The organism is Lactobacillus sp. B4015, assembly GCF_026536055.1.
GTDB lineage: Bacteria > Bacillota > Bacilli > Lactobacillales > Lactobacillaceae > Lactobacillus > Lactobacillus panisapium.
In genome coordinates this window covers 233145-248186 of the sequence record NZ_JAFNOY010000001.1, presented here as the reverse complement: position 1 = coordinate 248186, position 15042 = coordinate 233145, and the positions used below count along the sequence as shown (strand labels likewise).

General features: G+C 36.9%; 16 protein-coding genes. 12 read left to right on the top strand and 4 right to left on the bottom strand.

Annotation, left to right across the window (positions count from 1 at the left end):
* Window positions 1–106: 106 nt before the first annotated feature.
* From J3U71_RS01240 to scrK, 12 genes are all read left to right on the top strand, one after another.
* Window positions 107–1381: a UDP-N-acetylglucosamine 1-carboxyvinyltransferase gene (locus J3U71_RS01240; RefSeq protein WP_220268461.1), complete on the top strand. Its 1275-nt coding sequence runs from the start codon at window positions 107–109 to the stop codon at window positions 1379–1381.
* A gap of 328 nt (window positions 1382–1709) precedes the next feature.
* A complete protein-coding gene (locus J3U71_RS01235) occupies window positions 1710–1955 on the top strand; it encodes a hypothetical protein (protein ID WP_267392382.1) in 246 nt (81 codons plus the stop codon).
* Window positions 1956–2031: 76 nt separating this feature from the next.
* Window positions 2032–2319 carry a hypothetical protein gene (locus J3U71_RS01230; protein ID WP_220268459.1) on the top strand — a complete coding sequence of 96 codons (288 nt, stop codon included), beginning with the start codon at window positions 2032–2034 and terminating at the stop codon, window positions 2317–2319.
* A 270-nt stretch (window positions 2320–2589) separates the two neighbouring features.
* Window positions 2590–2937: a hypothetical protein gene (locus tag J3U71_RS01225; RefSeq protein ID WP_267392380.1), complete on the top strand. Its 348-nt coding sequence runs from the start codon at window positions 2590–2592 to the stop codon at window positions 2935–2937.
* A 262-nt stretch (window positions 2938–3199) separates the two neighbouring features.
* On the top strand, window positions 3200–5938 hold the full coding sequence (locus tag J3U71_RS01220) for a sigma 54-interacting transcriptional regulator (protein WP_267392379.1): 2739 nt from the start codon (window positions 3200–3202) through the stop codon (window positions 5936–5938).
* Window positions 5939–6077: 139 nt separating this feature from the next.
* Window positions 6078–6851, top strand: a complete 774-nt coding sequence (locus J3U71_RS01215; protein WP_220220121.1) for a PTS mannose/fructose/sorbose/N-acetylgalactosamine transporter subunit IIC — start codon at window positions 6078–6080, stop codon at window positions 6849–6851.
* Window positions 6844–7632: a PTS system mannose/fructose/sorbose family transporter subunit IID gene (locus J3U71_RS01210; RefSeq protein ID WP_220220120.1), complete on the top strand. Its 789-nt coding sequence runs from the start codon at window positions 6844–6846 to the stop codon at window positions 7630–7632. The genes J3U71_RS01215 and J3U71_RS01210 overlap by 8 nt, the downstream gene beginning before the upstream one ends.
* 11 nt (window positions 7633–7643) lie before the next feature.
* On the top strand, window positions 7644–8132 hold the full coding sequence (locus J3U71_RS01205; RefSeq protein ID WP_267392378.1) for a PTS system mannose/fructose/N-acetylgalactosamine-transporter subunit IIB: 489 nt from the start codon (window positions 7644–7646) through the stop codon (window positions 8130–8132).
* 21 nt (window positions 8133–8153) lie between these two features.
* The gene (locus J3U71_RS01200) at window positions 8154–8564 is read left to right on the top strand and encodes a PTS sugar transporter subunit IIA (protein ID WP_267392377.1); all 411 of its coding nucleotides are present in this window, start codon (window positions 8154–8156) and stop codon (window positions 8562–8564) included.
* A gap of 14 nt (window positions 8565–8578) precedes the next feature.
* Window positions 8579–9994 carry a glycoside hydrolase family 32 protein gene (locus J3U71_RS01195; RefSeq protein WP_267392376.1) on the top strand — a complete coding sequence of 472 codons (1416 nt, stop codon included), beginning with the start codon at window positions 8579–8581 and terminating at the stop codon, window positions 9992–9994.
* Between the two features lie 13 nt (window positions 9995–10007).
* Window positions 10008–10385 (top strand): VOC family protein, encoded by a 378-nt coding sequence (locus tag J3U71_RS01190; protein WP_220232285.1) that lies wholly within the window; start codon window positions 10008–10010, stop codon window positions 10383–10385.
* Between the two features lie 132 nt (window positions 10386–10517).
* Complete coding sequence (scrK, locus tag J3U71_RS01185) at window positions 10518–11390, top strand: fructokinase ScrK (protein ID WP_267392375.1); 873 nt, start codon at window positions 10518–10520, stop codon at window positions 11388–11390.
* A 520-nt stretch (window positions 11391–11910) separates the two neighbouring features.
* On the opposite strand, the gene J3U71_RS01180 is transcribed toward scrK, so the two are convergent.
* The 4 genes from J3U71_RS01180 to J3U71_RS01165 all read right to left on the bottom strand — a co-directional run bounded on the left by J3U71_RS01180 (window position 11911) and on the right by J3U71_RS01165 (window position 15030).
* Entirely contained in the window at window positions 11911–12621 is a 711-nt protein-coding gene (locus J3U71_RS01180) for a GntR family transcriptional regulator (RefSeq protein WP_267392373.1), read from the bottom strand.
* A gap of 349 nt (window positions 12622–12970) precedes the next feature.
* Window positions 12971–13780 carry a PTS system mannose/fructose/sorbose family transporter subunit IID gene (locus J3U71_RS01175; protein ID WP_220268452.1) on the bottom strand — a complete coding sequence of 270 codons (810 nt, stop codon included), beginning with the start codon at window positions 13778–13780 and terminating at the stop codon, window positions 12971–12973.
* A gap of 16 nt (window positions 13781–13796) precedes the next feature.
* A complete protein-coding gene (locus J3U71_RS01170; RefSeq protein WP_220268451.1) occupies window positions 13797–14534 on the bottom strand; it encodes a PTS mannose/fructose/sorbose/N-acetylgalactosamine transporter subunit IIC in 738 nt (245 codons plus the stop codon).
* Window positions 14535–14571: 37 nt separating this feature from the next.
* Entirely contained in the window at window positions 14572–15030 is a 459-nt protein-coding gene (locus J3U71_RS01165; RefSeq protein WP_220268450.1) for a PTS sugar transporter subunit IIB, read from the bottom strand.
* Between the last annotated feature and the right edge of the window lie 12 nt (window positions 15031–15042).

Below are 15042 nucleotides of genomic sequence, written 5' to 3'. Positions count from 1 at the left end.
AATCTTAATTTTTAAGCAGGGAGGACAGAAGTCTTCTCTTGTTTTTTCTGTTAAATTCCTTTAACATTATTATGACTAATCGAAATAGAAAAGGATTTTTTCGCCAATGAAGCAAATGATAATTCATGGTGGAAAGCCCCTACAGGGTGATGTCTGGATTGGTGGTGCAAAGAATTCCACTGTAGCACTGATTCCGGCATCAATTTTGTCGCGTACACCGGTAACTTTGGAAGGCGTTCCGAGGATTGCTGATGTCGACAACTTAATGGACTTGTTAAATGAAATGGATGTTAAAAGTGATTTTCAGAAAACCACTTTGCATATTGATCCCGAGAACATTAAGATGAGCCCATTGCCAAGCGGTAAAATCAAGAGCTTGCGTGCTTCATATTATTTTATGGGTGCTCTTCTTGGCCGGTTTGGTAAGGCTGTTGTGGGCTTCCCTGGTGGGGATGATATTGGACCCCGCCCCATTGACCAACACATTAAAGGCTTTGAAGCCTTAGGCGCATGTGTCACAAATGAAAATGATCAAATAACAATTACGGCTCCCGCGACCGGTCTAAAGGGAGCGACTATCCACTTAGAGATGCCGTCCGTTGGTGCGACGATGAACATTATTATGGCTTCAGTTACGGCACAAGGGCAGACAGTCATTGAAAATGCTGCTAAAGAGCCGGAAATAATTGATCTTGCGACTTTTCTTAACAACATGGGAGCAACCATTCGTGGTGCTGGGACCGACTCAATCAGAATTGAGGGCGTGGAAAAGCTGGAGGCTAGAACCCCACATACAATTATTCCGGATCGAATTGAAGCTGGAACTTATATTTCACTTGCTGGCTGCATTGGTAATGGTATTTGTATTCACAACATTATTGAGGAACACCTAGATTCTTATTTAGCAAAAGTAGAGGAAATGGGTGTTGTGATTGATGCTGATGAGGATTCTCTGTATGTTTATCCTGCAGGTGATTTAAAAATGACACAGATCAAAACCGGTGCTTACCCTGGTTTTGCAACCGATCTGCAGCAACCGGTCACGCCACTTTTACTTACCGCTAAGACCGGCGAAGGGGTAATAATTGATCGTATTTACCCTAAGCGGGTTGGCCATATTGAGCAGCTGCGGAAAATGGGAGCTGACATCAAGGTTGAAGATGATATCATCCTAGTGCACCCAACTTCTAAATTGCATGGTGCAACAGTTTCCGCTGGTGAGATTCGGGCCGGTGCTTGTCTAATGATTGCCGGCCTAATGGCCCATGGTGAAACTATTATTAATAATGCTGGCAATATCTTGCGTGGTTATGACCGGGTTCAGGAAAAACTGCGTTTGCTCGGCGCTGATGTGACAATTCAAGATGTACCAGATAAATAAAAAACTGCGCTCTGTCGAATCTTCCAAAAGGGAAAGCAGATAGAACAGATAATTTAGGCATCAAGCTATTAGATAGCTTGGTGCTTTTTCTTTGCCCGAGCTGATCAAAAAATTTTTAACCCAGTCCTTTAATTGAAAACTATTTATTCTGTCTCTTAGTGCTTGCTTAAATTAAATAACTAGCTTCTTAATATATTTGTAGTATTATATTTATAATAAATATTAACTTTATTGACGTATTCTGAACGGTTTTGATGCTCATCGAACTAAGAAAAAAATAAATTTTGCTTAGGGAAAGGTATTTTTGGTAATAATTGGAGAAATAAAAATGAAGACAGGAATAAAAAAGGTAACTAAACTTGCTGTGATTACAGCACTTTGTGGGATTGCCAATTCAACAATTTTACCAGCAAGCGATGTAGCTGCAGCAACTACGGTCAAGGCGCCATATTCAACAGCGAAAAAATGGACTGCAAAGTTAGCAAAAGCTGGCTATGTCTTTGAATTGCCGAATGCTGTAAAAGGGGGCGCTCTATCATCAATCAGGAAAACCTTATCGGCAAAAAACGCTTAAAAAGATTGTTAAAAATCAGCCACTTTTTAAGGTTAAACGTGTTAATAAGATTCATAATGGTGTATCTGTTGACTTAGTGTCGAAGAATGGCAAGTACAAGGGCAATACGGTATACATTAATGGTATCTTAAATCACAACTCAAAAATAAAAGAACTTCAGCCACTAATTAAAGCAGAATTACGGGTAATGGATGCTAGAGGCGACCAACGGCCGACAGCTGAACTGCTTAAGCAGGCTGAGCAAATTGCCACTGGATTAACAGTGAAAAATAAGCAGATTGCGTTAACCTCAATCAAGCAGTTAAAGGAATTTATTAAATATGGTACAATGGCTGAAACACCGGATCTTTTGATTGGTAGCTGACCTAATGACGATTTGGATAATTAAGTCACGACTTGAGTAATGCTTTGCAATTAGTAATCATAAAATCAACAACGAATAAGAGATACGTTCTTTTATTCGTTTTTTGTTATTTGCGATCCCAATAATCAGGTAAAAAGGCGAAAAGCTACTTAGTAATAAATATGATTAATTTTTAAAGCGCTTGCAAAAATAGGGTATAACTTCTAGAATGAAATTAATTATTAGCTGAGCTTATTTTTAAGTCAGAGATGAAAGAAAGGAATTATCATTGTGAATCGTGACTTAATGGACATTATCAGCAACTTAACAATGTCATATGGGATAATCGGAATATTGTATTATGTGCTCAAATATAAAAATAGCGATCACTTTCCCCTAAATTTTGCGGCCTTATCAAAAAAAATTCAGGTTCTTTTTATAATTCTAATGACTATTCCGTGGTTTCTTCCTGCCAGAGCAATTCTCTTTCCGTTGACGCCACGCTTATCCATGTACTACAGTCGTTTAATTGGAAACATTAGTCTGTTTCCATTGGCCGCAGTTATTACTGATGTTCTGCTATATCTATTTACTAAATTATTCAGAGAAAGAACTAACAGAAAAGCTAAAAATAGTTAATTAATCTAAGTCTTGAAAAAACATTTTCGAGGCTTTTTTAGTTCACACTAGTATGTCATTTTTCACAGTAAAAAAAGCCGAAATTTTTATTTAAATTGAGCAAACTGGTTCTTGCTTAATATCTGTGACTTTTATCATCTAAGTTTTGTCTATCGCTTACTTTCACAGTAGAACACGCACTATTTGTAGAAAGAATTGCGGTAAAATGTCCTTTGAAAGCGATTTATCTTGAAAATGAAAGGGCAGAGAAGTTGAGGAGAATATGCTAAAAAATGATGTACTGGCTTATCTTAAAAAGCAAACTAAGACGCTTGATTTAGATCATCTTGACAAGCGGTTTACGGCTGGCGGTATTGCTCAAGCACTTAATGCAAAGCGCAATACTGTCAGCCTTTATTTAAACCAATTAACAAATGAGCATAAATTAGTAAAGGTTCAAACACGCCCAGTGCGTTTTATTCACAGAGCCCAGTTTGAAAAAAGCAATTATGCGTTAAAAAAAGATACTTATTTAACAGTTGCTCAGTTAGAACAAGAAAATAACAACCAAGATATTTTAAAAAGTTTTGCGCAAATAAATCCTAGTCTAAAAGAAAGTGTCGAACGTGTTCGGGCTGCTGTTTTATATCCTAATAACGGACTACCATTGCTTATTACAGGTGAAAGCGGCACTGGTAAAAGTTATTTAGTTGGGTTAATCAATCGGTTTTGTCGAACGAATAAATTAATTAAGACAACTGCACCATTTGTTACAGTTAATTGTGCCCAATATGCTGATAATCCGGAATTGCTTACTAGCAACTTATTTGGGTATAAGAAGGGTGCATTCACAGGTGCAGATCAAGATCATGACGGGGCGTTTGTTGAAGCAAACGGTGGCATTTTATTTTTAGATGAAGTTCACCGTCTGGGACCAAAAGGGCAGGAGAAATTGTTTACTTATCTTGATCAAGGACTGGTTTATCCAGTCGGTGAAACAAGTCACGGCAAAAGGGTAAGTGTCCGTTTGTGCTTTGCGACTACTGAGGAAGTAGAAAATAACTTTTTAACTACTTTTATGCGTAGAATACCGGTTAAGATTAGCTTGCCGCCACTAAGTCAGCGAAGTCGGGAAGAAAGACTGAATTTAATTTATACCTTACTTTGTAATGAACAGCGTGAGATTGCAAAACCAATTACTGTTAGTGATCAGGTGCTTGAAATGCTGGCTAATTATCTTCCTGTTGGAAATATTGGCGACTTGAAAAATGCCGTCAAATTAACAATTGCCCGTGCTAATGCCGATGAAAAAAAGGCGAATAAATTGACACTGACAGCTTATAATTTACCAGTCGACGTTTTAATGAGAAGTAAAACAGAATCATATCTGTCCGCTAAAAAAACACTGCAAATTACTGATGAAACTGAACCAGCCGACCTGATTGCCCGCAGTTTTCCTGAAAAGAAGATTTTTCTTCATAGTCTAGAGCGCTTGTTAACGACCTATGAACAAAGTAATAATCATTTGCCAAACTGTGAATCAAAGCTGAAGCAAATTGTCTACCAGCTATTCGATACTTTATTATTTGAGAAAAATGCCAGTAAGCAGCTTCCCTTATTGTCCTATGTAATTGAGCACCTTAAGCATCTTTTTGAGCAGTTACAAAATGCTTATCAATTGCAGGTAAGTGGCAATGCCATTTATGCAATTAGTTATTATCTCTTTGAGCGCCAAAAAATTCAGTGGAATATCGATGAGGTTAGGCAAAAAAATGCGTTGCACAGTTTATATCAGGAAGTACGCCAGCGCTATCCTGAGGTTTATGCTTATGTCGGTAAATTGCTGCTATTAATCAAAAATAATTTAGAAATTGAATTAAACGAAGTTGACTATATTTTCTTATCAATTTATCTCAATAAGCTCGAAATTATTACTAAAACTGGGCTAATAAAGGCAATCGTATTGGCTCATGGTTACGCGACGGCTGGCAGTATTGCCAATGTGGTCAACCGACTTTTAAATGCCCATACTCTTGATGCTTTTGATATGCCAATTAATGTTAGTACACAACAGATTGCTAATAAAATAATTGATTACAGTGAAAATAATGATGTCAGTCATGGCCTAATTATCTTAGTTGACATGGGTTCATTACAAGAAATTGAAAAACTATTTCCCCGCCAGCTTGATGCACCGCTGTTGTTGATCAATAACGTTTCGACATCACTAGCTTTAATAGTTGGCGAAAGCATTTTACAAAAACGCAGTTTTCGCGAAATTGGCCAGTTAGCACAACAAAAAAGCAAGATTGAAATTAAGCTAACCTATCCGGCTAAGCGGCGTCAACAAGTAATTCTGACTACTTGCTATTCAGGAATTGGTACGGCAACTCATGTGGCGCGGCTATTAGAGCGTTGCATGCCAAGCAGTAGTAAAATCAAGATTATTCCGTATGATTACCAAGCTTTAAAGGATCCACATAAGGTAAAAGTGGTTAATAAAATGTATGATGTTATCGGCATTGTCGGTACGGAAAATCCAGAAATTCCGGGACTAGATTTTATTCACCTTGAAAAAATATTGTCTGATAAGGGGACAGCTAAGCTGCAAAAATGGCTGACTAAGTCTTTCACGGTGCCAGAGATTAAACTCATTATGAATAATTTGGTTAAGAATTTTTCTCTTGAACGTACGATTAATATGGTGACTATCCTTGACGCACCTAAAGTGATTGAAAACATTACTATTTTTTTACAGGAACTTGAACGGCGCTTTTCAATATCTTTGTCTAATCAGAAAAAATTTACCTTGTACGTGCACATTAGCTACTTAATTGAACGACTAATCAGAAAGGAGAAAAATGATCTTGATCCCGAATATGCCAAGACGTATGCACACAAATATGCAACAGATCTTAAAATTATCAAAGCTGCTTTTAGTGTGATTATTGACAATTATAATGTGAAAATTCCAGTGTCTGAGTTAATTTATATTGACCAAATAATTTTTAATTACCAATAAAATAGCATGTTAGTTAGTATTTGCTGATTAGCATGCTTTTTTCTTCCCAATCTTGGCATGGTATTTGCTAATAAAACGGTAGAGGGCAAATTAGTCCAAGTAAAAGATATTTGGATCATTATAAAAGAAGGAGAAGAAGATGCTATTACGTAACATTTTAGTCGTAATCTACGGCTTTATTATTAACTTCGATAAAGAAGGACCAAAATTAGGCATTTCGCAACCAGTTGTTGCTGGTTTTATCACTGGCCTAATTATGGGGGATGCTGAGACTGGGCTCTATATAGGTGGTACTTTGCAACTGATGACGCTAGGAATTACCAGTTTTGGGGGAGCTTCGGTACCTGATTACCAAACAGCCGCATTAATTGGAACATATCTAACGATTGCAACGCATCAAAAAGCCGCAATTGGGATTGCACTAGCGATTCCTATTGCACTATTAATTGTTCAAGTTGATGTTTTAAAATGGTCTGCCAATATTTTCTGTCAACAGCGGGCAGAAAAATTTGCGGAGCAAGAAAATTATCAAATGATTAATTGGATGCAATATTTGGCTACGTTATTTACAAGTTTTGTTTCAGGAATTCCGGTCTTATTAACTGTTATCTTGGGACCAAAGATTGTGGGCAGTTTTATAAATTATATTCCTGCTTGGTTATCAGGCGGTCTTAAAACCGCGGCCGGAATTTTACCAGCAGTCGGAATTGGCATGTTATTACAGTACCTGCCGACTAGAGATTATTTTTCATACATTATCTTTGGATTTGTACTGGCAATTTACCTCAAGATGCCAATTATTGGAATTTCATTGATTGGTTTTGCAATTGCCCTACTGTTATATCAAAACCAGACTAAAACTAGTGAAGGAACAACAAATGCTGTGAACGGAGGGGCAAACGAAGATGAGTAAAATGAAAAAGATATACCGCAAAGTGATGAATCGGTGGATTGTGTTTGGTGCAACTTCGCTAAATTATGAAAAATATGAAGGTTTGGGTTATACCTATGCCATGTTGCCTTTCATCGAAGAAAATTATCGTGATGACCCAGCTGGTAAAAAGACAGCCATTACCACACAACTACAGTTTTTTAATACTACTCCGTACACGGCACCATTTATTATGGGCGTTGATGTTGGAATGGAAGAAAATGGTAAAACGGCTTCACTTGAGGCAGTTAGTGCCTTAAAAACTGGGTTAATGGGACCGCTTGCCGGAATTGGTGACAGCTTATTTGTTACGATTCCATGGACAATCTTTGGTGCAATTGCCGCTAACATGGCCTTGCACGGTAATCCATTTGGCTGCATTTTGTGGATAATTGCGTCTATTTTAATTCGGCTAACTGCCTATCCGCTATTCACTGCTGGTTATCGCTCAGGAACCAAAATGCTTTCTTCAATCAATACAACGTTAAAAGCATTAACCAATGCCGCTTCTGTACTTGGCTTAATGGTAGTTGGAGCATTGGCTGCAACAATGGTTAAGGTCAATTTAGCCTTTACGTTTAAACAGGGTAAGTTAACGATGACTGGTAACAGTATTTTGGATCAAATAATGCCTGGATTGTTGCCAGCAGCAGTTGTTGGCGTAATTTACTATTTATTAGGAAAAAAGGTTAAACCAGTTTATGTGATTTTAATTGTATTAGTAGTATCAATCGCATTAAATGCGCTACATATTTTGGCATAGGAGAAAAAGTAATGACAGAGAAGATGGCAGGAATTATTCACGTAAGAATTGATGATCGAATGATTCACGGGCAGGTGGCTACGCAGTGGAGTGGTCGGCTTAACGCAACAAGAATAATGGTAATTAATGATGCAATTATGAATGACGACATGCGGAAAAGTGTTGTTCGTTTGGCTGCTCCGGCTAACGTTAGCACCTCAATTTTGGGTAGAGAAAAGGCGGTGTCGAATATTAAAAGTGGTCGGTATGAAGGGCAACGCGTATTGCTGATTTGTGTTTCACCAGTTGATGTGAATTACTTGCTTGATAAGGGCTTGCCTATCACAAAAGTAAATGTAGGCAACTTGGCGGCTCGCCCTGGAACAACCCGCATTAGGCCTTCAATTAATGTTACTCAAGAAGAAATAACTGCCTTTAAGCAATTATTGGACCGTGGTGTGGAAGTAACGGTTATTCCGACACCACAGAGTCCAACAGTTTATTTAAAAGATTACCTTTAATAGTAGAAGGATTATGATTTTATGTTCAATATTATTATTGCAACACATGGCCAATTAGCAGAAGAATTTTTAAATGTCTTACAATCGCTTTTTGGCCACTTAAACCAAATTGAAGCACTCGGTCTTAAAGATCAGGGAGTCGTTAGTTTTGGTAATAAGGTAGATCAGTTATTAGCGACAACAGCTAATCAGTCGATACTTGTTTTATGCGATTTGGCTGGCGGAACCCCGTTTAATGAGTTTGCAAAAAGAAGCAATAAATACAGCAGTGACTTTTTCTTGTTCGGTGGCGTTAGCTTACCGGTTTTAATTGAAGCGTTAAACTTGCGGATGCAGAACCAGTCACTAGATCAAGTGGTTGAAAAGCTGCAACAATTAACTCCTTTAACCATGTTTAAAGCACAAGACAGAAAAAATGCAGAAGATGAATAAAGAAAGAATTTAATATGCAAAAAATATTTTATCAACCAGAAGGATATTGGTTTGGCGATTGCATGCCATTTTTTAATGAAAAAGACCAGACCTTTTACCTTTTTCACCAGCGTGATACTCGCAATCCTAAGCCATTGACTGATCCATTTGGCTGGTCATTAGTTACGACAAAAGATTTTGTTAGTTATCAGGATCATGGTGAGGTTTTACCTAAAGGTAAACATGATGCTGCCGATCAGTTTATCTATGCTGGAAGTATAACCCAAGGCAAAAATGAACAAATTGCATTTTATACCGGACATAATCGCCAAGCAAAATTAGCTAAAAAGACTTCCGAAATTTTGATGTCAGCAACTAGTCAAGATTTACTTCATTGGCAAAAAGAAGGCAAGGAAACTAGCTTGGCTCCGCAAAAAGGCTATGATCATAATGATTGGCGCGATCCAGTTATTGTTTATTCAAAGCAGCGCCAGTGTTATGTTCTTGTGTTAGGTGCACGACTGCCGGGAGATAAAAAGAAGCCAACAGGGCGCCTGGTTTATTTTGAATCAGAAGATTTACATCATTGGCATTTTAAGGGTGACTTTTGGGTACCGAATGAGTTTAACATGATTGAAATGCCAGACTTATTTGAACTTGATCATACCTGGTACCTAATTTTTTCTGAATATTCTGAAGATAAACGGACCAAATATCGCGTTAGTGATGGGTTATTCAATCAATGGCATTCCCTTAGTGATGAATTTTTTGATGGCAAAGCCTATTATGCCGCAAGAACGGTCGGTAACAATCAAGTCGGGCGCTTTTTAACCGGCTGGGTAGCAACTAAAGAAAATGAGCAGGACTTAGGTAATTGGGATTGGGGTGGTGCATTTGTGCCTCACCAGATTATTCAACGGCCTGATAAGACTTTAGGAGTAGATCTTCCAGAAACAATTACTGCTAATTTTGCTGAAAGTCGACCACTGCCTCAAATCAGGCTTAGTTGTAATGATGGGAAAAAGGAAGAAACCATAATCAAAAATCTTCCTGACCAATTTTTACTTGAAGCCCAAATTACAATTTTACAAGATACTAAGTCTTTTGGCATCAAAGCATATGTTAATGAAGAAACTAGAGCAGGCTATCAATACCAGGCATATGGACCAGAAAATATACTTAAATTTACTTGTATGCCTAACTATCCTTGGCCCTCATATTTTGCCACTGGCTTAGAGAGACCACTTCCCCTAATTAAAGGTAAGACATATGACCTGAAGCTGATTGTAGATGACAGTATTATTATTTTATATATTAATAATGTGGCGTTGAGTGCTCGGATGTATAATAAGCTTGGTCGAGAGTTAAGCTTTTTTGTCACAGAAGGTCAGATTTTAGTTTCAAAAATAAAATATTATCAGGATTGGCAAGAAGCAAATACGAGAAAATAAATTGAGGTAAAAAATGATTTTTAATGGTTTACAGCATATTGGTGTTCCAACGAAAAAGTTTGAACAAAGCAAGAAATTTTATCAGTCATTAGGATTTAAGTTAGTGAATACCGAAGATAATAATGGTAGCCAAGTCGGTTTTTATCAATTAGGTTCTTTAATGATTGAAAGCTGGGAATCGCCAGCAGAAGCTCCGGAAAAAGTTGGGGCGATTAATCATATTGCTTTAGATACGGACGATATTGCTGCAGCATTTGCGCAAGTGCAAAAGTTAGATGTTGAATTTGTTGAGAACGGCATCCAAAGCTTGCCGTATTGGGAAAATGGTATTAAATATTTTAATTTTTATGGTCCAAATAAAGAAATCTTTGAAGTCTGTCAGCGATTGTAATAAATAGTGCTTAATAACAGTGATTAATATTAATTTTTAGTGGACATTTAGTAAAAGCTATCGAGTTATTATGCTTTTCGCTGTACACTTAATTAAGTAAAGATATTCAATTAAAATTGAAAGGAAAACTAAATGTTATTAGGATCAATTGAAGCTGGCGGTACTAAATTCGTGTGTGCGGTCGGCAATGAAAATTATCAGATTAAAGATGAAACTACCTTTCCGACCACAACGCCTTCAGAAACTTTGCAGAAGACGGTTGATTACTTTAAAAAATTTCCGGTGGATGCGATTGGAATTGCATCATTTGGTCCGATTGAAGTCCGCAAGACCGCGCCCAATTATGGCTTTATTACTGATACACCCAAGGCTGGGTGGAGCAATACTGACTTTGTCGGTTTCTTACAAAAATCTCTCAAGGTACCAATGTATTTCACAACTGATGTTAATGGTTCTGCTTACGGTGAATACGTGATGTCTTTGTTGTCAAACGACGACATAGATTCACTGGTCTACTATACTATCGGAACGGGTGTTGGTGGCGGTGCCATTATTAATGGCAAACTTGTTGGCTCTTTAGGCCATCCCGAAATGGGTCACGTTAAATTAAAGCGTCATCCAGATGATCTGGCTTTTGCAGGCGTTTGCCCGTTTCACCAAGATTGCTTAGAAGGTTTAGTATCAGGTCCCACATTTGAAGCACGACTGAACAAGCCAGGAAAGGATGTCCCGTTATCTGACCCTGTTTGGGATATTATGAGCTATTACGTTGCGCAAGCTGCTCTTCAAGTAACACTGATTTTGCGCCCTGACAAAATTGTTTTTGGCGGCGGGGTAACCAGTGAAGCATTTTTGCAAAAGGTTCGGCGTGACTTTGCTAAGTTGCTGAATAACTACGTTCATGTTCCTAAACTTGAAGAGTACATTGTTTTGCCAGCAATTGATAATAATGGTTCAGCAACAGTTGGCGATTTCGCTCTAGCCAAGCGGCTATTAAGAGAATAATTTAGAGTAACATTTAAAGGCTTGAGTTTCTTACTCGAGCCTTTTTTGCTTGGAAAAGTAAAGACTTATTGAAGCCGATCTTCCGTGGCAAATCTAAGATTGCAAAAAAAACCACTAGCTATTCTGAAGAATTTATCAATCCCTTTGAATACTTTTATGCCTTGACTTTGAAGCTAATTTTAATGAAAAATCGACTAAGGATAATGTCATTTATCCCTTAGCAAAAAAGATTAAGAGTGGGCCAGAGTATCAATTTGCGAGATCTTTTTAACACTATTGTTAGGTGATCATTTTGGCGAAAGTGGAGACGGTGATGAACTAATTAAGAAGTCTGGCTTCACCGTAGCTAACTTGGTTCAAACTTACTTAAAAATTTGCGAAAAAACATAATAAAAAATAAGCTGCAGAGTTCATGTAAAAATGAATTCCGCAGCTTATTTTGTTTTTCAATGAGTTTCAGTAGAAATTAAAAAGATTAATTTTGTCTTTTTATTAAGGAAGCTTTACATCAACTATCTTGCTAGCAAACAGTACTTTCAAATTTCACCTTGTAAGCAGGATATCTGGATACCTCGTATTCAAAGGGAATATTTTTACTCGTATAGCCGATGCTTGTGAATTTTAGAATAGGTTCATTTTTCGAAATGTCCAAGTAAAGGTGGTCTAAAGATGTTACTTTAACGACCTCAATTGTTCGTTTAGCTTTAGACAATTGAAGCCCGTTTTCTTTAAGGACAGTGAAAAGTGATTTTTTACTAAAGTCTTCCTTAACTAGCTCATTATCAAATTTTAGAGGAATATATGATGTAGCAATGCACATCGGTTTTTCTTTAATGTACCTAACTCGTGAAAGAACGAAAATAGGATCGCCTTTTTGTAAATTAAGTTTTTTAGCCACATCTTCATCGGCATATTCAACCGACTGTTGCAAAACCTTGGAAGAAGTGGGCTTTTGCTGATGCTCAGCATCTTCATAAAATCCAATGAATGTGCTTAATTCGTGATCAATATATTTATCAGTGGTAGTAGACTTTTGGTTAATAACATACCCACGGCCATAGTTTTTGGTAATTAATCCGTCCTGTTCAAGCGAAGTTAGTGCTTTTCGAATAGTTGGTCGGCTGACTTGAAACTGTTCCGATAAGCTACGTTCTGCTGGAATTAGTTCAGATTGGCTTGCTTTTTTGATATATTGATCAAATATTTTTTCTTTAACTTCTTTATATATCATTAATGAATCCACCTAATTTGAGCGAAAATAGTCAATATTTTGTACTAGTAGATTTTAGATTAATCTAGTATGCAGTTTTAAATCTTAAATTTGCTGATAATTAAGTATTAAGTGTACGATTAATTGACCTCTGTATCAAGTTTAAACTGCATTAGTAAGAATAGGCAAATTTTCAAACTTAGCCGGATAGAAAAATTTGATTTTTACCAAACTTCTTTATTTAAAGTATAAAACAAAGTGGCGAAATTCAAAAACTGCTGGTCAAAAACAGCAGTTTGATATTTTTATTTAAAGTTATTTATAAGAGAAAAGCAAAACTTCTTTTTAATACCATTAATTGCCATTAGTACTATCTTAAAATATTTAAATAAACACCAGCAATTGCCAATATAAATATTCCTAGAATTAAATAAATGACTTTAACTTTTTTATTTAAAAGGTAATACATTAAAAACGTTAGTCCTAAAGGTAATAATCCAGGAAAAATGTCGTTTAGAATGTTTTGTACGTTGATTGTACCACTAGCAGTTTTCCAAATTGCCGCTATTTTGAAATTGACCAGTGAAGAAGTCATTGAGCCAATTGACATAAGTCCAACAATTGATGCTGCTAAGGTGAATTTCTCAAGATAATTTCCTTCAAAAGCTTTTTCCATTGCCTTGACGCCAGTATTATAACCTAATCGAATACCGCCGTAGCGTCCGATAAAGTGAAGAGTGGTATAAATTAAAAAGTAAAGAATTGGCCCAAGAATATTTCCTTGCGCCGCTAATGACATCCCAATGCCAGCAGCAATGATTCTAAATGTTCCCCAGTATAAAGTATCGCCGATTCCGGCAACTGGTCCCATTAATGCCGCTTTTAGAGACGAAATTGCCTCAACATCGAAGTTAGGTTCTTGCGCATTTTCTTCTTCTAAGGCTAATGACATTCCCATAATAAAGGTGGCAATGTGTGGGGTAGTGTTGAATAAAGCGGTGTTTCTTAAAGCAGATTCATAAAGTTTATCTTCTTGACCGGAATAAATTTTCTTTAATGCAGGAAGAATAGAAAAAGTATATCCCATTCCTTGCATATCTGTGTAAGACTCCGAACCTTGTAATGCAAATGAGCGCCAGAAAACACGATTTAAATCTTTAGTTGATAATTTTTGAGTCATTTTTTCTCCTTTCCGGTTATTCTTTTATCTTGTTTTGAGTTGAATTTTGAACGATTAAAAGAGCAAATAATAATGCCAATACCGAGACACCAATAACTGGCATTTTTAAATATGAAGTTAAGATAAAACCAATGAAAAAGTATGGTGCAATTTTTTTATTAATCATCATCTGAATTAGCATGGCAAAACCAACAGCAGGAAGTAGTCCTGCAGCCACCGAAAAAGAAGTCATTAGTTTAGTTGGTAATAATGAAATTAATGACTGGGCAGCTGTAGTTCCTAGCTGTAAAACTAAAAATGTAAGTATTCCCGATGGTAATCTTAGAATGAGTGGAAAAAATTGCCATCTTTGCATACTTGCTAAATGATGTTTTTTAATTGCATCACGACCTTTTTTGATTGTATAAGAATTAAGCGTAAAGGCTAGCATATTCAAACCTTGTGCGACTACTGCAAAAGGCATGGCCAATGTAACTGCAACATTTGTACTGGCTCCACTTTGAATTGCCAATGCTGTTGCAATTGTACTAGCTACTCCTACGTCTGGTGGTAAAGCTGCACCAATTGTCACAATTCCGATAAACATTGCCTCAAGTGCCGCACCAATTAAAGTTCCCTTTTGCAAGTCTCCTAAGATAAGTCCAACTATCGGCCCAATAATGATAGGGCGATTCATCATTGACGCACCTAAATAACGTTCATCAAGCTGAGAAATATAAGCGACCAGCGCTATTAAGGTATTTTGTATTATCATTTTCTCGTTTCCTTTCAAAAAATGTAAAACGACTAAATTAATAAGAAGTCATTTTGGATGTTGGGGTACCCTGAATGTAAATTTTAAAGCCCTTTTTTTTAATTGAAGCTAGGGCCTTTTTTTCTGCGTCATCGACATATATTGCATCAGCAATTTTTTCCTTATCGGGACCACTTTTTAAGTTTCCTAAATTTACCTTGAGCTGGTTATCAATTTCTGGAGAATCCAATATCTTTTTGGCTTCAATTGGATTACCTACTACTACCATTACTTTTTGCTCTTTTAACCTTTGGTAAGTTTGACTGAAGTCCACTGGATCGATTATTTTGGCATCAACTCCTGAAGGCTTGGCCAATAAGAGAGCCATTTTTTGCAATTTATCATTAGCTGCACGTGAATCAACAGCTAGGATCACATCAGCTTGGGCAATTCTAGACCAGGCCATTGCAACTTGACCATGAATAAGCCGATCGTCAATTCTAAATAAAGTAATCATTATGTTCTACTC